This window comes from Yersinia sp. 2553 StPb PI (assembly GCF_052217105.1).
GTDB lineage: Bacteria > Pseudomonadota > Gammaproteobacteria > Enterobacterales > Enterobacteriaceae > Yersinia > Yersinia enterocolitica_E.
This window is the reverse complement of record NZ_JAZGPX010000001.1, coordinates 15,481-32,723: the sequence shown is the minus strand read 5'-3', so window position 1 is coordinate 32,723 and position 17,243 is coordinate 15,481. Positions and strand designations below refer to the sequence as shown.

Here is a 17,243-nt window from a genome sequence, read left to right as displayed (position 1 = left end):
TGTGAAATTGGATGGTTATGGCCGCGAAAGCCAGCCGTAGGCTGTACGATATTCTATAGCGCACAAACCCACCCATTCCTGCAAAGCAATGTTTGCGAAGCAATAAAACTTAAAGCGATACGACTACTCAATGGTCGAAGACGAGAGATACGTAAAGCAACTTAACTAGAGTGAGTACACCATTTAATATTTTGATGGGCTATTAGGGGTCCGCTTGGAAAACGGAAAATATCCTACGCTAAGCCTGTTTTTTGTACAGGCTACTATCCACTAAGCGTAATGAGCGGTATTTACCCTGTTCCAGTTTGAGGTTTGTTCGCCAGACGTAATCCCCGCTCAGGTTAACGCCGGGATCAGTATCAGCGCCATTGCGCGGGAATTTAATACCACCCGGCAAACCATACTCCGGGTAAAGGCAGGGCAGCAATGCTCCTGAGTTCTTAGCTGGACGGTCTGCTATGTGCCAACAGCGGACATTGCAAAATGATTACTCATATATTTTTTCAAGTAACAGTTACTTTCATTCAATATAAAGTAAATCAGGGTTGTCGAAGTTATCTTCAATACATGCAAAAAAACGGCTCGCATGAAGACCGTCAACGAAAGCATGGTTGAATTTACACGCCACTGGAACGACTCCATCTTTCAGTTGACCCCACGTCAGCGTCGGAACAGCGGCTCCAAAATGGAACTCTGCATGAGTTATAGAATCAAAGTGCAACCAGGGAAGGCAGCTGGCACAGAAGAAATCTTCATTTTGAATAATCATTGGACCAGCCTTGGCATTTTTAACCTCTTCTATTTTTCCGTCGATTTGTGATCTGAAATCGGTGAAAAGAGGAGTTGATTCGCACATTACCTGTCGAAATCCTTCATCATTAGTCATTATTGGCGTCATGACATTAATGTCATTATATTCAATGACCTGATCACCTAGCGTTCTTTGCTTTAATTGGGGAATCGAATTTGCGGCACGAAGAATTGAAAAAAGGCAAAGCTGAAAAAAAGATTCACCTCTCTCTTTAGAAAAATCATATAATTTTTGTGCTTTTACAGATACGCATACATTAAAACATGAGTTATCAAATTTCCTATAGAAATTATAATGGTCAGTACGACTCCAGCTTTCTTTATCTATTATTTTATATCCACTCATATTTATCTCTTATTTATAATTATTTTCCTCAATGAATTATAGTAATTTTCTGTACTTGTGTATCAATTTTTAACAGCTCATTTATTTACTAAAATCAATTCTGAGTATAAGTATGAAAGATCAACAAAAGTGATTCGATATGCCTAATGAATAGTTAGGTGGGGTAAAACCATCCAGCTGGTCATCAAAACGTCCGCTGTTCGCTCAAAGCTGACCGTTTGCACCCTAAAGTGCCGGGTCTCCCTCTTTGTCAGAGAGGACGTCGTGAAGGGTCAACAGGCCATACAGGGAGATTGTACAGATTCGACCCCTCTCTTCAGTGGTTTTTCGCAAAATTGTAGTTTACCGGTATTCTCCATAAGTTATCTCTAGGATAAAAGATGACAACTGGCAGCCGATAATTAATATTGTGAGTGATTAAATACGCTTGGTGAACGAAGACCTGTTGATATGTAATTATAAAAATAAATAACGTTATAGGATGATAAACATGGAGCAAGGTAGTTCTGGGGTGCAGCCTGATGATGAAGCGTTAAGCCATGAGCTTATTGCAATTCAGGCGTTTGCTGATGCCCGCCTAAAAATAGTTTTCGAGTTTGGTGATACGCTTCCTGTAGACGAAATAGTCATTGGTCCTATTACACAAGGAGATGCCGTAGAGGTGAGTAACAGCTGGCGAACTTCCCCTAAACGAGACTGGATAAAATTTAATTGGTGGAAAGCGCGGCATATCCAGACTAAACGTATTGATGTCAGCATCCGGTGTCGTGATTTTCTTTGCGGGCTTATGCTAGCTAGGCGTTCAAGAAGGCAGATTTGTGTAACACTGCGATATCTAGAAGGAAATCCGGATCCCAATCACCCTCTAAAGGGATATGTGTTACCTATTGCTACATTAATTGCAGAAAGTTTTGCTTCTCAATATGGCATCGCCACGGTTTGTATAAGTCGGCCAGAAAAGGGACTGATTGCACAATACGCGTCTCGAGGCTATCAGTTCAACGCAACCGACACATCGCGGGTAAAACGCCACAATAAACCTCGAGCAAAATTGATGAGCAAAATGCTCTCTTGATGCATGTAATGGGTGTTTTTTAAACAAGTATGATAGAATATTGTGATAGCAAGATTAGGAGGTTCATATGAAAGCCAAGAAAACTACTCCAGCAAAACGCTCTGGTGATGCGCTTTCTCCCCATAGACGTGCTCAAAACATACTCAAACAAGAGGATCTCCAGTCAGAGTATGTTAAAGCGTTAGAGTTCGCCGTCTGGTTCAACACTCGTCGTTACCGTGCTACTGGAAAAATTTTGACAGAATCAGTTTTAGACACGGTCAATAAAGCCACTAAAGATTATATCATTGCGGGCCAAGCTCGTAGAGTAAGGCCTCAAGAACTTAAGCGTAAAATATTAGCATCAGCTCATAAAAACATTAATCAAGTGAAATGGGTTCCTGATGCAAAGCTTGAAGAAGAATTCAGTTTTATGGCAGGCGCGCCGAGTAAAGCAAGGGCCAAAGCTTAAATCACCGCTATAAAAAACCCGCTCCGGCGGGTTTTTTATAGCGGTAATATGCCCGGCCCTACACTCACCGTGTAATTCAGTTCTTCTTCCCACCTTACGTTCATTCTGAATGATCTTTTCATTTTTATCCTTTATCGCCATATGGTGGATTACTGTAATTCTCCACAGTCATTGGCGTTTAAAAAAACCACCTTTTCAGAACATGCTTTTGCAATCCCCAGTCCGTTACGGCGATCGGTTGCCACATACCTAAGCAACACACCCAAATGACCAAGATATCTCAAGTGAAGGGCATCATTTGAACGGCAGCTGTGTGCCAAAAGCGGACGTAATAATCGTTAAAATGTGTCAATTAGCGGTAGAATGAAGAGCTACCCATTGACCTACTAGGCAGGCTAAAAATGAAAGAATTTTTTATTCAATGCTCAGATGAGCTACGTCTGAGAGCTAAAGAACAAGGGCACTCAGAATTTAGTTTCAAACCAAAACTTATCGAGATTGCAAAAGAATTGTATCCAGAATTTAGCGATGATGAGCTAAACGCGATTGTCACGCTATATGTTGATGGCCCCAACGCTGAATACACCATTCAGTGTCATACATCGGCAGCATCAAGTGCTCTGAATTCAACTAGGGAAGAGATGTCGATAGATGAGTGGCATCGCTTCATTGGCGATTATTTGGGCAATAGTGCACTAAAATATTGTGGTGGATCAAGTCAATCTAACAAAGAAGGTTTTAATTCTTACACCATTACCTTCGCAAATGGCGTAAGTATTAAATTTGAACCATTTTTAGATGATCAAGGCGCACCAAGATTGAAGGTTACGCCGACTAAAGGCCTTCTAGGATTTTAATAACTCCTTGTAAGTTATAATGTAAACGTTAAGCATCTCTTTGCTGTATTGAAGCATTGCCCGATCTTTTTCGGGTAATGCTTTTTATTTATGCTTGCAACGCTGTGAGGACTTATTTTGACTTATTTTGTAAGCCCATGAGTTTCGCAGAAAATCATGCCAGTAATTTGAGTTACCTTCAATCCAGCTAAATCAATGTCTGGTCCTCGCTCAGATCTGCCTGTCATGTCTGCTTAAGAAACAGCCTTAACGTAGGATATTTTCCGTTTTCCAAGCGGACCCCTATTACGTTCACAGACTCACATACACAACATGTATCAACATTGTTGACACAAATAAATTTAGCACGTAATGTATCAACAATGTTTATACGCATGTAATGGAGGAGTTATGGCACAAGCAATAATAAAAAAATGGGGCAATAGTCTTTCTGTGAGATTACCTGTCGCCGTTACGGAAGCGGCTAGTTTGAAGATGGATGATACGGTAGATATTCAGGTTCAAGATGGCCGCATAGTCCTTGTACCGGTGCGTGCTAAAGAGGTATCTCTTCAATCCCTCTTAGCCAGTGTAACCCCTGAAAATATTCATCATGAAATAGATTTTGGATTACCCGTAGGAAAAGAGGCGCTTTAAATGAAAACCTACGTTCCTGATGCTGGCGATATTGTTTGGCTTGATTTTGATCCGCAGGCTGGCCATGAGCAAGCTGGGCATCGCCCGGCCCTGGTACTGAGTCCTGCTGTATATAATGAAAAGGTAGGATTGATGTTGTGTTGCCCTATGACCACGCAAATAAAGGGATATCCGTTTGAAGTGCTCATCGCAGGGACAAGACCAAGTGCTGTTTTATCTGATCAGATAAAAAGCCTGGATTGGCGCAAACGTAATGCAACGCGGAAAGGGCGTGTTACAGCATTAGAACTATCAGAAGTCAGAGCTAAATCTAAAGCTTTAATTGGATAGTCACGGATCACTGCTGAAGTATAAAAATAAATGGAAATTTATAAGGAAATTACATGAAATTGAAGTCGATAGGAGTTGGTACCATTGGGCTTATACTTCCTTTCATAATAGTATTATGTTTAATTATTTTTAGAGAAGATGAAGATGCTTTAAGCAGAGATTTAACTGAGAAAGTAATAGCAAAATGCGACATTACCCGTGTTGATTTAGCTAACAAAACAACGACTTTTCAGTGCGATAAAGTCCAATATACGATTAAAGGGATTTTATCAAATAATGTGAAAGGGCTAATACAGACTAAGTGATAACACTGGGAAGGATTTTTTAAAGGGGAGGGAAGGTTGCCCCCTCCGCCTTAGTTACGTTTCAGCCAATTAGACTAACAGGCCGATCAGTCGCAACAGTGCGACAATGAACTCTAAAACAACAATAATTGCTGATAGAAGATTCATCCGTTTGCTCCTCATTTCTGCGGAGCATGATAACTGTCTGCCTTGCCTGTCAATTGCCTATCAGCCCACAGTTCTCGTTTGTTAGGACGAGAACACCACGCTCCAGTGCCAAGGCACTGACCGGCACCACCCGTATCAGCTAGGACTTGTGATCTGCGCTGGTACTGCGGCACTGGCAACGTAATGTCACCTAACAGGGGCGGATTATACGGACTTACCGCGCTGATGGCTACGGTTCATCCTGTTTCATGGCGTTGCATTCGTCACGGGTGACGCCTATAATAACTGCGTTAGGACGAGAGCATCACGCGACTGTTTCCCACGGTGACCAACCGAGGCAAACGGTAAAGAAAAAGAACCCTGTTACCAACGGGGTTTTTTTTCGCCTAAAATTCAACATTCTTGTTCGCGCCACAGCTTAGACCGCACCACAATGCTTCGCGGCCGTCATAAACGTGTCATAGTGAGCTTCACTGATAACCACCGGAACAGTGCGTCGGTTGTACAGTTGCATCAACAGCAGCGTGCGATGCCGCCCATCCGATACTCCAAATCCTTCCGAACAGGCTTGTGGGTACTCCACCTGGCCTTTGGCTATATAGGTTTTAATTTTGTGCCACCGGCGCGGGTCAATGCAGAATGCATCGGAGCCGAGATTGCTCACAAATTTCAATCCATCGACATACACGACCTTGGCAGGGCTGCGCTGAAATCCGACCAGAGGGACGGTAAAGTTGATATCCTCAAACGCCGGAAACGTTAACTCAGAATGGTCCGGGGGGATGGATTCAAAAGATCCAAAATCATATTTCGGCATACAGGTAAGCAACTTATCGGGATCTAAGTTAGAGAACCAGGCAATATTGGGACTGTGTTCTGCCTCTCGCTCCTTTCTTTCTTTGATTTTATCGCCGAAAATCTCTTCCATAGAGATATTTACTTTCATCCTGTCATTACTCACGTTAAGCCGTCGCCGGCGATGAATTATGCGGGTAACTTTCCCGTCCCTGCAATCAATGCTCTCGCATCACTGGTTGCCATGCTGAACCTAACGCCATACTGCGCCCCGACGTCGAGCGCAAAAACTTTCGTATACACCTCCGTACTGGCGGCGTCTTTATGGCCCATATAGGTCTGTACGATTTTGAACGCCACACCATGTTGTACCAGGTGCATCGCAAACGAGTGTCTAAACGTTTTTGGGGTAATGACGGGTAAACTAAAGGTGACACCGTCACGCGCAGCCCGATCCACGGCCGCCCGTAACCACCCGCGCGGGGTTTCGTCACTGACTGGCTCGCCTTTTTTGTTCACCCATAACGGTTCATGTTTTTTCGGTTTGAACGTCGCAACATACTCCCGCAGCCGCGCCACGTACTCCGCATCGAGCAGCGGCACAATACGCTTAAGTGCTTGCCCGTTTTTCGGACGGCCCTTACCAATGGTGCGCTGCTTTAAGGTCTTGAGTACCACAAACGGTTGTACGGCATCGAGATAAAAACAGCCAGGCGTCAGGGCCAGCGCTTCGTTTAATCGGGCGCCGGTGTTCCACAGCGTATCGATATACAGCCGTTGGCGCAGATCAGGGAAATAGGCCAGTAACACCGCAATTTCAGGGGCCAGCAAATAGAGCGGTAATTCTGCGTCACCGGTTGCCAGTACCATATTGCGCAATGCCACGGCGTGGCGGTAGTGAAAGAACGGGGCCGGAGTGCCGATCGCGCTACGTGAATTCTGTTCGTTTTCGTGAGGGATAACGCTCAACATTTTAAAATCCACAATCAGGACTGGATCGGAATATTTTGACGCAACCAGGGCGGCGACGCGACCAAAATAAATCGGTGATCGGTCATTAACGAAAAGGGTGATTTCTTGGGAGTTTCCGGCACTGGAGGGGTAAAGCCAATTACTGCGGGGTGGCTTTCGGGACGTAACGCGCCCGAGACGCCCCGAAAGCCTGTCTCAAACGGTATGCAAGCCTCTGAGACGTAACGGATTATAGCAGACATTCACGGCGGGAAGCGTAAAGTTGGCACTCCTGGGGTAAAACCAAGTGACCCACCAGAAAGCGATATGGCCCCTTTGGCATGCCCCTGGCGATATCTCGTTATCTTTAGATACTGCCTGGATTACGATTGCGCTAATATAGAGTCAATCGCTAACTCAGCTTACCGTGTATTCATAAGGAATGAATGAATGTGGGAAGAAAAATATATTTGTCACCACTGCGTCAATGAAGTCTATATTCAAAACGACATAAAAAAAAGCGGTAATACAGATAACGAATGCAGCTATTGTAAAGAGAAAACAGAAACTATCAGCATAGAAGAACTTGCGGCCAAAGTGGATATTATGTTAGTCAATCACTATGAGATAGCAGACTATAATTATGAGGGAGAACCTACAGGGGATGACCTCAATAATATTATTCAGGAAGAACTTGAGGTTGATGAAGACGTCGCAAAGGATATCATTGAGTCACTTCATGACCAATTTAATGATTGTAACGAGGAGAGTCAATACAGTGAGGAATATACCTACAGTCCAATAAATTGGCATATCAGCTCCTTAAACCAAAAATGGGATGAAATATCCAACTCCCTGTTAACAGAAGCGCGATTTTTCAACAGCGGGGCGAAAGCATTTTTGGATGAATTGTTTGCCGATATAAATGTTCACAGCGATACCGTCATTAAAAAATTAAATACCAATGACCCTTTATTCAGGGCGCGCGTTTTTAATGATACTCAAGCCCTCGAAAAGGCACTCACGCATCCAGAGGCTGAGTTAGGGCCACCGCCATCAATTCTGGCAACACCAGGCAGGATGAATGCACATGGCGTGCCTGTGTTCTACGGATCGACATCACCGGATATCGCCATCGCAGAGGTAAGACCCGCCGTCGGCAGTTCTGTTATCGTGGCGACATTTTACCCCCTGCGCGAACTGCGAATACTCGACCTTTCAGCATTCAAATCGCTGAGCCATTCAGGGGCAAGCCGCTTTGATCCCGAGGGCTTAGTTGAACGGGATAAAATTCTTTTTCTAAGAACCTTATCCAATAAATTAACCATCCCTGTATTAGGACAAGCTAAGGGGCACGAATATCTTATTACACAAGCCGTCTCTGAATACCTAGGCTTATTGCAAAACTGTAAGTTAGACGGTATATCATTTGAGTCAACTCAAGTGAGCAGTAAGCAAAACGATAAAAACCAACTGAATATCGTTTTATTCAGTAAATCTGCAAAAGTGGCTTTTGCTAATAATTATTTTAAACAAAGGCAATACGAAGTTGAATTATATGATTGTGAGTATGATGATGACCATGGACCATTCAATATATTCTCCCCAAGAATTACACTATCAGTTAATGAATTCAATTCAAAAAGCTTAGTTAATTATAACCGTGAACATCATGGTGTAATACGACTCGACGAGAAGAGTTTGGAAATACATATAGTCGAAGGCGTTGTTTATAAGAAGAAAACTTACCCTATAAAATTTTCTGAGCATTTAATAACATCGGAAAATAAGGGTGATGATGCGATGGAGTTTTAATCGTTAGAGTTTGAGGGCCAATGGGGCGAAAACCTACGCTAAGCGTTCATCTACTGAAGATGTCTCACATTTAAAGAAAGCGCTGTGCGACTGATTGCAGTTTGGCCCTCTTCGGGTAAAGCCAAGGCCAGTACGCAGACGTAAAAAAGCCCCGATTAACGAGGCTTCTTTGCTGCCAGTACGGCAGTATACTGCTTAAGAACTTATTTCTAAGCTGCCTGTACGGCAGTGTACTGTGTAAAACATATTTCTGAGCTGCCTGTTCGGCAGTACGAAAACTATATACTGCGCTGGCGGTTAAATGCAAGCGTTCGCCTCACGTATCGGGCGATTCTTCAACCAGTTTTTCTTCTTTGAGTGCCTCGATAAAGTCCCTGAGCGCTTGTTCCGGCATCGGGCGATAATCTTTATTATACTCGCCACTTTTTTTACTCCATGCCTGTATTTTAGCTCGGCTCACATTCCAGCCTTTTTCGGCAAAGAGCGTAATGAGATATTCTTTATCGCGGTGTATTCTCAGCAGGAGGCATAACTCCTTAAATACATCATTCGTCGGGATGGTGCTATTTGACATAAAAAACATCACCATTGTAAAGTCTTGGAATATACAATTCAGCTTCTTGTATTTTTTTTATGTTTTTTTCTGACCGTGAAATTTTCACCTGCATTGTGTTGACTGGCGCAGTATCGTTGGTCATTTCTCTGGCGATAGTGATGTACCCACCATTTTTTATAATGGTTTTGCAATAACCAATGACATCCCCATTATAGATAAGGGCCGCTTCCGTTGCCCCAACAAGTATCGAGCTAATTTTATTGCTATCAGCAGCAGCTTCAGCATGTTTGATCTCGGTAATTTCTTGACGCAGCTTAATTTCATTTATGGCTGCATCCAGCGAGACAAAGCCCCCCTGATAAGACTCTCCCGCCCAAAGTTCAAAACCAATGTTGGCCTCAATAAGATCTAAGCCCAGGACGCGAGCAACCGATCTGGCGTGAGAAAAGGTAAGCTGAGAAGATAATTTTTTCATGACAATATCCTATGCGGTTATTAGTGTATGCGCTAACTGCCTGCGCGGCAGCTAATTACAGATGGCTTTATGAGCTATCACGCCTCTGATAAAATACATTATACACTGTACCGTTTTTCGGCACAACATATTTATTATCATTGTGCCGTATAGCGGTTAATTTCCTCATGTAAATCTTCAAGGGTAGTAGCCGCCTGAGCAGTGACCATTGAGCGCTGTTGCAATAGCGCGATCATTTTCGCGACAAGTCCCGCTGGTAGGGAGCGCGAACCATCGCGCCATGCTCTAACAGTTCTGTCCGACACTCCCAACGCCGCCGCAATATCGGTAGTGTAATTAGTGCCAAAGGCCGCGACACAGGCCGAGTCAAATTGATGCTTATTCACGCCTTGTTCCCATAAATACTAATAATTCTGATAGCCATCCCTAAAGGATATCATTTTGTTATCTCAAGGAACTGACGAACACCCGTCTGCATCAGATAAAAACCATCAGTTCATTTCAGAATTGGCGTCATTACTCTTTACAATTTCGAACACAATATCTTCAGGATTCTTTTCATCGCATACGTCATTAATCCCTAAGCCATATTTAAATGCAATTTCACCGATACGTTCATCCAGTGATTCACCTTCAGCACAAATTTTCTGGTATTGTTCGTAATCTTCCTGAGTCATTTCAACTAATTTCGATAATGAAACAACCATTGTAGCTTCAATTGATACTTTCATATACATCCCTATTATTTTCCAATTTAGATATTATTAATATAGCTCGTACCGTTTTACGGCACAAGACGAAATGACAATTTTCCGTCATATTCTATTATCCATTTAGTCTACATTCAAAATGCTGGCTATAATGATATAGAATATAATTTCTATCTTTTAAGACCCCGAAAACGAAAACTACCCTCATACAAATGCACCCACACTACCAAAAGCATGGGCGACTCATTGTATCTACAATTCTAATGCAAAAAACTGTATTAATCTACGACGAATCAACGCCTTAGTCATACTATGCCACCGGTCCAATTCTCGCTCAGTTGACCAACTGGGATTATCAATAGAATTTTGTAATATATCAGGAATATAAGACTCTAACTTTTCCAAAAAGATTTCAGCAGAATCAATATTTCCATTATTCTTATACAATATTTCAGAAACAATACTGCGTGCTTCCATATCGAAAAATGTATCTTCAGATTTTGGAGGGTAAAGAGCATCCCCTAACTTACTTGAAAATGACATTGTATGACCCTCTGAATAGATAATACCTGATTGTTTCCTTAGTTATTATATAGCTATTTTTTACTTTTCTTATTCCTTTTTATCCGGTAAACCGTTAGCAGCATCAATATCCCGCTGCTTTCCTGCGGCGGCGATACGTGACATTTGCCTCGGTGATACTTCCCACCTAACAGCCAATGCCTCAAACGTCCATCCTTTGCTGTTTGCTATGGCTTGTAGTGCTGTCACTAACTCCCCTCTGCTGGACATATTTGCCTAGTTCACTCCGATAATGTTACCTGTCAAAAACGTCTAGTATACTGGAATTCAATATGATTTGGCAGTCTGAGGGTAAAGCCAAAGACAACAGGAAAGGGCAGAGACAGGCTGGGGAAATCCAGCCAAAAGTATCAATAACGCCGACGGTATTCATTTTTCTTCTTTTCACGTCTTTTTTGGATAATCCATTGCAGTGGTGTACGCCTGCCAAAAACCGGACATATAACAGAAACCACTAAAATAAACATTATAATATAAAGGATAATTTTCATTTTCTCACCGCGTTAAATTTCTATATCTATCAAATGAATTTATGTGCAGCAGTTCCTTTATTTTTTTGGTTAATTTTTGAATGTCGATGGTATAAAACCAGTATTTACATTATCGTTTATCAACTGAATCACTCTGCTGTAAGGTAAGGTTTTACCTGTGTAATCGTAAAAAACAGGTTTGAACTCCACACTATCTTTACAAGTTAAACTGGTCGGGAAAACGCCATTAAAAGCATTGTCATTAAATTGCTGTAATGGGTAATCTGTTTTATGAACAGAATCCTTTACCTTGTAGAAAACCTTACTGTCTATGCAGTAGACGCCAATAGTATTTGATATGTCAGCATTATAGAATGATGATTCTGAATATTTTTTAGCCTCTTTATAAGACACTGTACCTAATAAACCAGGAAAGGTAATAAACATAATTAGCCATACACCAATGGTAATTGATACTTTCTTCTTTGCAATTAGATAAACAGAGAAACACACACCACTTATTGTTGCTAGAATTATTATGTTCAATTTATTTTTCCTTGCAAATTGCAGTCACAATAAGAATTAACAATGAAATCCCAATAAAAAACATTGGCAATACTAAAGCCATCTCATCTCCTAACGGTTCGGCATATTTCATTACTATTATGACAACCATTAGAATAAAAATCTTTATCAGTAAAGAAAAAAAGAAACCGAAAGAGAAAAATCGACTATTTTCACCTTTCAATTTATAATACCTATCATTGCAATTACAAAAAAACCAAAATGATAATATACTGGTAGTTGTTGCACATAGGGTTAACCAAGAAAAAATTTCATTGTGTTTTAAATACAACCAAGTACCAGCAATACGAATACCACTAAATAAAAATGTAAATGAGTAGACTATAACAACAATACTAGCTATCACCCCAATTATTATACTCATTATTTTTAATGAATTAAAAATAGAATTTTTCATGCAATTCATTTCTATTTGATTAATCATAATTAGATGCTCCTTTATCATTTTTTAATCGCATTTGTTGTATCAAGTCCGGTAAGCCGTTAGCAGCATCAATATCCCGTTGCTTGCCTGCTGCCGCGATACGTGACATTTGTCTTGGTGATACTTCCCATCGAACAGCCAACGCCTCAAACGTCCATCCCTTGCTGTTTGCAATGGCTTGTAGCGCTGTCACTAACTTTCTTCTACTGGTCATATTTGTCTAGTATACTCTGATAATGTTACCTGTCAATGATGTCTAGTATACTGGAATTTAATGTTATTTGGCACTTTGAGGATAAAGCCAAGTCAGCAGAAAAGAGAGAAAGCGCTTGCGTAACGACAAAGGTAACGCTACATTCAATGCAATGAATTAACGGACGCTACGAAGAGAGGGAAAAATGAAAGATCTTAATAAGGCGGTTGAAATAGGCATTGAAGAATCCAAGCGATTTGTAAAAGGGGGGGTAGTTATTTTTGTCTTGGGGTCTTTTTTGTATGGTTTATATAGGGCGTCTGCCGTGCTAGCTGATTACAACCCAAAACAGGTTGCGGTCATTTCAGCGATAATAAGTATCAGCTTAATCATCACCTTTTTTTGGGCTTTGGGCTGCATTGATAAATGCGAGAAAGTAAAATCGGATAGACTGGCGGGTTATTTTAATAATATAAAATTATTTACTGTATTATTAATGGCTATTGTGATATTCACCAATGCCTTTATTATGATTCATTTTGAATATGATGATAATTCCAATTTTACTTCTCATTTTTCCATTTTAGTGATGACTGTCATTTTATTGATTATTTTAATCACTTCATTATACAGTTATTTAGTAGGTAATTAATGGCTAAAGTATCCGTAAACTATAAAATAGATGAAGAATTAAAAATGAGGGTGGATAAAAAACTGGCCTTGCTTGAAATTCCTGTCACAACCGCCGTGACGGGACTGTATCAGTACATTGACCAGCACAGTACCCTCCCTTTCATTATTCAGTCACAAGTACAGACAGCCCAAGAAATGGAAGAAACCATGATAGCATTACTTTATGGGGTTGCCTTTCACTTGCAGGGTATTATTTCTGAATTTGAAACAAACAACACACAGACTGATATATTGAAGTTAAACAATACGGCATGTCAGATAAAGAAATACCTTAGTAACTATATCAAGATAGAGGGACTCACTGTAGAACAGAGGTATCGGGTAGAAAACGTGATGTACTCTATGCTACCGGCGGTGTCATATGCCAATTTGTTCCATGACTATTTTTTCAAAAGTGATGGTAATACTGTAGGGCTGCTTAAACTTAAGACTGAGCGATTTATTGAAGAACTTAACGCTCTTGATAACGAGGTTTCAAAATGAATTGGATAAACACATCATTAGGCGGGATTATTATTCTTGCCGTTATCGCTATACTATTTTTGGTTGAGATTTGCCGCTATAAACTTTATTCATTAAAAAATCCGTATACGAATGAAGAGTTAAATAAATTTCATCAAAAACCTAAAGTACAAGAATTTTTAAAACCAAGAAAAAGACTCTCGCTCATACTCATTTTAATCTTGCCGATATTGTTCATCACCGTTCTGACAAGTTACTTTCTTTAAGTTGGGTGAAGTAAGCCACCATTATACGAAGCACACGAGAGGATATGGAGGTCTAGGCTATGACATATTGGCAGTTTTATATTTCATATGCTGCTTAATCGCAAATATTATTCTTATCGGGGTTTGAGGTCCAATGGGGCGAAAACCTACGCTAAGCGTCTATATATTCGTTAACCTGTTGATTTAACGGTCTTAGCTCACCTTTCATCACATTTTCAGACAAGGTGAATGAGTAATGACCTAACATATTGATATGGCCATGCATCAATGGTGATAATCTGGATATATCTTCTTCATTAATTTCAGTAGGCTGGCTATCAGTATTAATATGTCCAAGGGCTTCCTGCATATACAGCGTATTCCATAAAACAGTAGCATTTGTTACCAGTCCCAACGATCCCAGTTGATCCTCTTGCCCTTCGCGATAGCGCTTTCTGATTTCGCCACGTTGGCCATGACAAATGGCGCGAGCCACACTATGTCTTCCTTCACCCCGGTTTAGTTGCGTTAGTATTCGGCGACGGTAATCTTCATCATCAATATAATTCAATAGATACAGCGTTTTATTTATTCGCCCCGCTTCAATGATGGCCTGTGCCAGACTGGACGGACGCGTGCTCTTCAATAAACTACGGATTAACTCTGATGCTTGTACAGTACCCAGCTTAAGAGAGCCTGCAATCCGCATCATATCGTCCCAGTTAGCCTCAATCAGTGCCAGATTAATGCAACCACGGGCCAGTTCATTGAGAGGGCCGTAATTAGCATTTTTATCAACTCGCCAGAAAACGGCATCTCCGGCGTCCGCCAGACGGGGAGAAAACTGGTATCCCAACAGCCAGAACAGACCGAATATCAAATCGCTGGAACCTGCTGTATCAGTCATAATTTCCTGTGGATTCAACCCCGTTTGTTGTTCAAGTAAACCCTCCAGAACAAAGATTGAGTCCCTCAAGGTGCCCGGTACAACAATGCCGTGAAAACCAGAAAACTGATCGGAAATAAAGTTGTACCAGGTAATTCCCCGATTGGAGCCAAAGTATTTTCGATTGGGTCCGGCGTTAATCGTTTTTACTGGCGTAACAAAACGCATACCGTCAGCAGAAGCAACTTCTCCACCACCCCATCGCTGTGCCAGGCTCAAGGTAGCCTGATAATCAACCAGGCGGGCATTAGCTTTGATAAGCGTTTCGGCCCGAAAATAATTTTGTTTAACCCAGCTCAGGCGATGCCGGGTTAATGATGGAATATTGTGCTTAATCAATGGTTCAAAGCCAATATTGCAGGCTTCTGACAGTAATACGGCACAAATGCTGATATGCAGGTCTTTCGCTCGCGCATTGGACTCGCTGACATGAGTAAACTCTTCGGCAAATCCTGTATGAGCATTGATTTCCAGCAATAGCTCCGTCAGATCCACCAAGGGTAAAAGACGTCTGACTTGCCTGTTGAGAGCTATCAGGCTGGGTGGTTCATCCAGTTTCTCAAGGCTGCTGATAGTCAGCGTAGGATGTTTCCCTGCGTGGTCAATATGAACTGACGCATTATCATTAAAACCATCAGCTACCGTTTTCCAGGCAAAATCTAACTGCTGAGCCAGCTTTTCTGTTGCCTGCCGAGCATTTACAGGGTGACCTAATGCTCGACAGACAGGGACGCGTTGGGCTTGCCATTCTGCCCCTTGTAACAGTTTTGACCGTGGATCACCCCAACGATCGCTATTCTCAAGGTAAATATCCCGCCGCCTTAATGCATCCTGAAACCGTTCCAGTAGGCATAGTGAATAGCCAGGTCTTCTCACTCGGCCTTCTTCGTCAAAGACCAGTCGTTTCCAGGCACCGGTGATAATATTTTTTGGCGCGTCGTCAAGTATGTGCTTTCTTGAAGTGCCTAGTGACGATAAATAGTTAAAGGCTGCCAGGGTATGTTCTCCCGCCGGAGCAGCCCGAAAAGTTAACTCCCGTAGTACTCTGGGCAGAAAACGGCGAACGCGTCCATATTGTTCAATCATTTCATCGTGGAAATTATTGTCTGCCGGCCGAGCCAGCTCGTTGACCATTTTGACTGACTCAGCCAGTCTTTCTTTGGGAATGCAGGAAAAAATCGATTTTCGGAGGTGCACATCATCAGTTACCTCATCCAGCAGGAGTGCACAGGCTTTAGCTAGCATCAACGAAGAGCGGTCCAGATCCTTCAGCGTCCTCAGCCGCTTCTTTTGCCCCGCTTTTTTAGCCTCTCCCGCAATATTAGTGATCAGCATATCCAAAACATCGATGGCTTCATCCAGCGCAGTGACCTCCAATGATTTAACAAAGGCAATAAGTATCGCTGTACGTTTCTTCATGGGCATACGAGCTATCTTTTTTACCGAGGTAACATTGGCATAGCGGGCGAGACTTTTTAGCTGAGCCGGTGGAAGACCTGTAAAATCAAGTTGCTGAAAACCCAGTTGGTGCAATGTGTTATAACGATCCAGTGCATCATTAAACGCAGGGCTACTGATTGTCACAGGACCTTTTTTCAGTCGCTCAAACATGGATACTCTCTGACCTTCACTAAAGCTCAGTAATTCACCCAGTTGCTGTTTCTGTTCATCATTGGGCAATACCAGCAATCGTTGCCAAAGCCGGTTAGCCGCTCGTTCGCGGATTTCGGTGATCACTCTGGTGAGTGTTGTGGCTCCTGGTAATAAAATTTTATGTTGTACCAGCCATGCAGTAGCGAAATCGAACATCAGGCTGGGGCGTTCATTGCTAATCCATGCACGGGTATACAACAACCGGTTCAGCCTAAATGTCCACGGAAACTCCCCGAATTCATGATAGTGATAATACTTTTTGATTTGAGCGTAATGCTCCCAACGGGTTGGTTCTCGTTTGGCGTATTCTGCCAGAATCTCAGTCCGACTGATTGAAAGCTGCCTGGCAACAAAGGTTTGTACATTGCGCGGAACCAAAGTCAAATCAGCCAGGAACGCTCCTAAAAATCGGACTGATGTCAGTTGAAGGGCTATACCGAGACGGTTCTGGTCCCCGCGCCGTTGTGCTATGAATGTCAGGTCATTTTCATCCAGAATAAAATAACGAGACAGTTGTACCTCGTTCGGTTCTGCCGCATAACGCCCATAATTTTGTTTCTGCTCTTCGGTCAAAAAATCGATAGGCATTCAGCGTTCCTTGCATAAGTATGACTTTGGTCTACTTTTAATTATCTCAAATATTATGATATTTGATACCTGTCTAAACAGTTCGAAAGTAGGTTTCAAAAGTCGCATTTCGTGCATTATGATACCACGCAGTATCAAAAACG

General features: G+C 42.0%; 22 protein-coding genes and 1 pseudogene. 10 read left to right on the top strand and 13 right to left on the bottom strand.

Annotation, left to right across the window (positions count from 1 at the left end; all coding sequences use genetic code 11):
* Positions 1–334: 334 nt before the first annotated feature.
* Positions 335–436 (top strand): annotated as a pseudogene (locus tag V2A84_RS00195) (helix-turn-helix domain-containing protein); the annotation flags it as partial.
* An 84-nt stretch (positions 437–520) separates the two neighbouring features.
* Here V2A84_RS00195 and V2A84_RS00190 read toward each other — a convergent pair.
* Entirely contained in the window at positions 521–1,156 is a 636-nt protein-coding gene (locus V2A84_RS00190) for a CatA-like O-acetyltransferase, family 1 (RefSeq protein WP_442848476.1), read from the bottom strand.
* Positions 1,157–1,646: 490 nt separating this feature from the next.
* Between V2A84_RS00190 and V2A84_RS00185 the strand changes: the two genes are divergently transcribed.
* The 6 genes from V2A84_RS00185 (at position 1,647) to V2A84_RS00160 (ending at position 4,810) form a co-directional block, all read left to right on the top strand.
* A complete protein-coding gene (locus V2A84_RS00185; RefSeq protein ID WP_119261517.1) occupies positions 1,647–2,231 on the top strand; it encodes a hypothetical protein in 585 nt (194 codons plus the stop codon).
* A gap of 67 nt (positions 2,232–2,298) precedes the next feature.
* Positions 2,299–2,682: a hypothetical protein gene (locus V2A84_RS00180; protein ID WP_119261516.1), complete on the top strand. Its 384-nt coding sequence runs from the start codon at positions 2,299–2,301 to the stop codon at positions 2,680–2,682.
* Between the two features lie 401 nt (positions 2,683–3,083).
* A complete protein-coding gene (locus V2A84_RS00175; protein ID WP_145524999.1) occupies positions 3,084–3,539 on the top strand; it encodes a hypothetical protein in 456 nt (151 codons plus the stop codon).
* Between the two features lie 390 nt (positions 3,540–3,929).
* Positions 3,930–4,175 (top strand): AbrB/MazE/SpoVT family DNA-binding domain-containing protein, encoded by a 246-nt coding sequence (locus V2A84_RS00170; protein ID WP_420073885.1) that lies wholly within the window; start codon positions 3,930–3,932, stop codon positions 4,173–4,175.
* Positions 4,176–4,505: an endoribonuclease MazF gene (gene mazF, locus V2A84_RS00165; protein WP_050110250.1), complete on the top strand. Its 330-nt coding sequence runs from the start codon at positions 4,176–4,178 to the stop codon at positions 4,503–4,505. It begins immediately after the preceding gene.
* 53 nt (positions 4,506–4,558) lie between these two features.
* Complete coding sequence (locus V2A84_RS00160) at positions 4,559–4,810, top strand: hypothetical protein (RefSeq protein WP_442848475.1); 252 nt, start codon at positions 4,559–4,561, stop codon at positions 4,808–4,810.
* A 565-nt stretch (positions 4,811–5,375) separates the two neighbouring features.
* Here the strand turns inward: V2A84_RS00160 and V2A84_RS00155 are convergent.
* Together V2A84_RS00155 and V2A84_RS00150 are read right to left on the bottom strand one after the other, a co-directional pair.
* Positions 5,376–5,903, bottom strand: coding sequence for a hypothetical protein (locus tag V2A84_RS00155; protein WP_420074010.1), 528 nt, complete (start codon positions 5,901–5,903; stop codon positions 5,376–5,378).
* A 38-nt stretch (positions 5,904–5,941) separates the two neighbouring features.
* A complete protein-coding gene (locus tag V2A84_RS00150; protein WP_442848474.1) occupies positions 5,942–6,724 on the bottom strand; it encodes a tyrosine-type recombinase/integrase in 783 nt (260 codons plus the stop codon).
* A gap of 429 nt (positions 6,725–7,153) precedes the next feature.
* On the opposite strand from V2A84_RS00150, the gene V2A84_RS00145 reads away from it, so the two are divergent.
* Positions 7,154–8,518 (top strand): RES domain-containing protein, encoded by a 1,365-nt coding sequence (locus V2A84_RS00145; RefSeq protein WP_442848473.1) that lies wholly within the window; start codon positions 7,154–7,156, stop codon positions 8,516–8,518.
* A 316-nt stretch (positions 8,519–8,834) separates the two neighbouring features.
* Here V2A84_RS00145 and V2A84_RS00140 read toward each other — a convergent pair whose 3' ends face one another.
* The 9 genes from V2A84_RS00140 to V2A84_RS00100 form a co-directional block, all read right to left on the bottom strand.
* Entirely contained in the window at positions 8,835–9,092 is a 258-nt protein-coding gene (locus tag V2A84_RS00140) for a DUF1456 family protein (protein ID WP_442848472.1), read from the bottom strand.
* Positions 9,082–9,549 carry a hypothetical protein gene (locus V2A84_RS00135; RefSeq protein WP_442848471.1) on the bottom strand — a complete coding sequence of 156 codons (468 nt, stop codon included), beginning with the start codon at positions 9,547–9,549 and terminating at the stop codon, positions 9,082–9,084. Before V2A84_RS00135 ends, V2A84_RS00140 begins: the two co-directional genes overlap by 11 nt.
* Positions 9,550–9,686: 137 nt before the next feature.
* The gene (locus V2A84_RS00130; RefSeq protein ID WP_442848470.1) at positions 9,687–9,935 is read right to left on the bottom strand and encodes a hypothetical protein; all 249 of its coding nucleotides are present in this window, start codon (positions 9,933–9,935) and stop codon (positions 9,687–9,689) included.
* A gap of 105 nt (positions 9,936–10,040) precedes the next feature.
* Positions 10,041–10,280 carry a hypothetical protein gene (locus V2A84_RS00125; RefSeq protein WP_442848469.1) on the bottom strand — a complete coding sequence of 80 codons (240 nt, stop codon included), beginning with the start codon at positions 10,278–10,280 and terminating at the stop codon, positions 10,041–10,043.
* A gap of 231 nt (positions 10,281–10,511) precedes the next feature.
* On the bottom strand, positions 10,512–10,802 hold the full coding sequence (locus tag V2A84_RS00120) for a hypothetical protein (protein ID WP_442848468.1): 291 nt from the start codon (positions 10,800–10,802) through the stop codon (positions 10,512–10,514).
* 69 nt (positions 10,803–10,871) lie between these two features.
* Positions 10,872–11,030 (bottom strand): hypothetical protein, encoded by a 159-nt coding sequence (locus V2A84_RS00115; protein ID WP_442848467.1) that lies wholly within the window; start codon positions 11,028–11,030, stop codon positions 10,872–10,874.
* Between the two features lie 371 nt (positions 11,031–11,401).
* A complete protein-coding gene (locus tag V2A84_RS00110) occupies positions 11,402–11,857 on the bottom strand; it encodes a hypothetical protein (RefSeq protein WP_442848466.1) in 456 nt (151 codons plus the stop codon).
* A 1-nt stretch (position 11,858) separates the two neighbouring features.
* Positions 11,859–12,320 (bottom strand): hypothetical protein, encoded by a 462-nt coding sequence (locus V2A84_RS00105; protein WP_442848465.1) that lies wholly within the window; start codon positions 12,318–12,320, stop codon positions 11,859–11,861.
* Positions 12,313–12,513, bottom strand: a complete 201-nt coding sequence (locus tag V2A84_RS00100) for a hypothetical protein (protein ID WP_442848464.1) — start codon at positions 12,511–12,513, stop codon at positions 12,313–12,315. The genes V2A84_RS00105 and V2A84_RS00100 overlap by 8 nt, the downstream gene beginning before the upstream one ends.
* A 205-nt stretch (positions 12,514–12,718) precedes the next feature.
* Here V2A84_RS00100 and V2A84_RS00095 point away from each other — a divergent pair, with 205 nt between their 5' ends.
* Both V2A84_RS00095 and V2A84_RS00090 read left to right on the top strand, forming a co-directional pair.
* Entirely contained in the window at positions 12,719–13,165 is a 447-nt protein-coding gene (locus tag V2A84_RS00095; RefSeq protein ID WP_145507596.1) for a hypothetical protein, read from the top strand.
* The gene (locus V2A84_RS00090; RefSeq protein WP_145495145.1) at positions 13,165–13,689 is read left to right on the top strand and encodes a hypothetical protein; all 525 of its coding nucleotides are present in this window, start codon (positions 13,165–13,167) and stop codon (positions 13,687–13,689) included. Before V2A84_RS00095 ends, V2A84_RS00090 begins: the two co-directional genes overlap by 1 nt.
* A 396-nt stretch (positions 13,690–14,085) precedes the next feature.
* Here the strand turns inward: V2A84_RS00090 and V2A84_RS00085 are convergent, their stop codons facing one another.
* Positions 14,086–17,100: a Tn3 family transposase gene (locus V2A84_RS00085; protein WP_442848463.1), complete on the bottom strand. Its 3,015-nt coding sequence runs from the start codon at positions 17,098–17,100 to the stop codon at positions 14,086–14,088.
* Positions 17,101–17,243 lie beyond the last annotated feature (143 nt).

Bases quoted from the DNA above. Each gene is read 5' to 3' on its own strand.
- V2A84_RS00190 (WP_442848476.1), bottom strand. From the start codon at position 1,156: ATGAGTGGATATAAAATAATAGATAAAGAAAGCTGGAGTCGTACTGAC.
- V2A84_RS00135 (WP_442848471.1), bottom strand. From the start codon at position 9,549: ATGAAAAAATTATCTTCTCAGCTTACCTTTTCTCACGCCAGATCGGTT.
- V2A84_RS00095 (WP_145507596.1), top strand. From the start codon at position 12,719: ATGAAAGATCTTAATAAGGCGGTTGAAATAGGCATTGAAGAATCCAAG.
- V2A84_RS00125 (WP_442848469.1), bottom strand. From the start codon at position 10,280: ATGAAAGTATCAATTGAAGCTACAATGGTTGTTTCATTATCGAAATTA.
- V2A84_RS00145 (WP_442848473.1), top strand. From the start codon at position 7,154: ATGTGGGAAGAAAAATATATTTGTCACCACTGCGTCAATGAAGTCTAT.
- V2A84_RS00160 (WP_442848475.1), top strand. From the start codon at position 4,559: ATGAAATTGAAGTCGATAGGAGTTGGTACCATTGGGCTTATACTTCCT.
- V2A84_RS00140 (WP_442848472.1), bottom strand. From the start codon at position 9,092: ATGTCAAATAGCACCATCCCGACGAATGATGTATTTAAGGAGTTATGC.
- V2A84_RS00085 (WP_442848463.1), bottom strand. From the start codon at position 17,100: ATGCCTATCGATTTTTTGACCGAAGAGCAGAAACAAAATTATGGGCGT.
- V2A84_RS00120 (WP_442848468.1), bottom strand. From the start codon at position 10,802: ATGTCATTTTCAAGTAAGTTAGGGGATGCTCTTTACCCTCCAAAATCT.
- V2A84_RS00105 (WP_442848465.1), bottom strand. From the start codon at position 12,320: ATGATTAATCAAATAGAAATGAATTGCATGAAAAATTCTATTTTTAAT.
- mazF (WP_050110250.1), top strand. From the start codon at position 4,176: ATGAAAACCTACGTTCCTGATGCTGGCGATATTGTTTGGCTTGATTTT.
- V2A84_RS00150 (WP_442848474.1), bottom strand. From the start codon at position 6,724: ATGTTGAGCGTTATCCCTCACGAAAACGAACAGAATTCACGTAGCGCG.
- V2A84_RS00180 (WP_119261516.1), top strand. From the start codon at position 2,299: ATGAAAGCCAAGAAAACTACTCCAGCAAAACGCTCTGGTGATGCGCTT.
- V2A84_RS00185 (WP_119261517.1), top strand. From the start codon at position 1,647: ATGGAGCAAGGTAGTTCTGGGGTGCAGCCTGATGATGAAGCGTTAAGC.
- V2A84_RS00155 (WP_420074010.1), bottom strand. From the start codon at position 5,903: ATGAAAGTAAATATCTCTATGGAAGAGATTTTCGGCGATAAAATCAAA.
- V2A84_RS00170 (WP_420073885.1), top strand. From the start codon at position 3,930: ATGGCACAAGCAATAATAAAAAAATGGGGCAATAGTCTTTCTGTGAGA.
- V2A84_RS00175 (WP_145524999.1), top strand. From the start codon at position 3,084: ATGAAAGAATTTTTTATTCAATGCTCAGATGAGCTACGTCTGAGAGCT.
- V2A84_RS00090 (WP_145495145.1), top strand. From the start codon at position 13,165: ATGGCTAAAGTATCCGTAAACTATAAAATAGATGAAGAATTAAAAATG.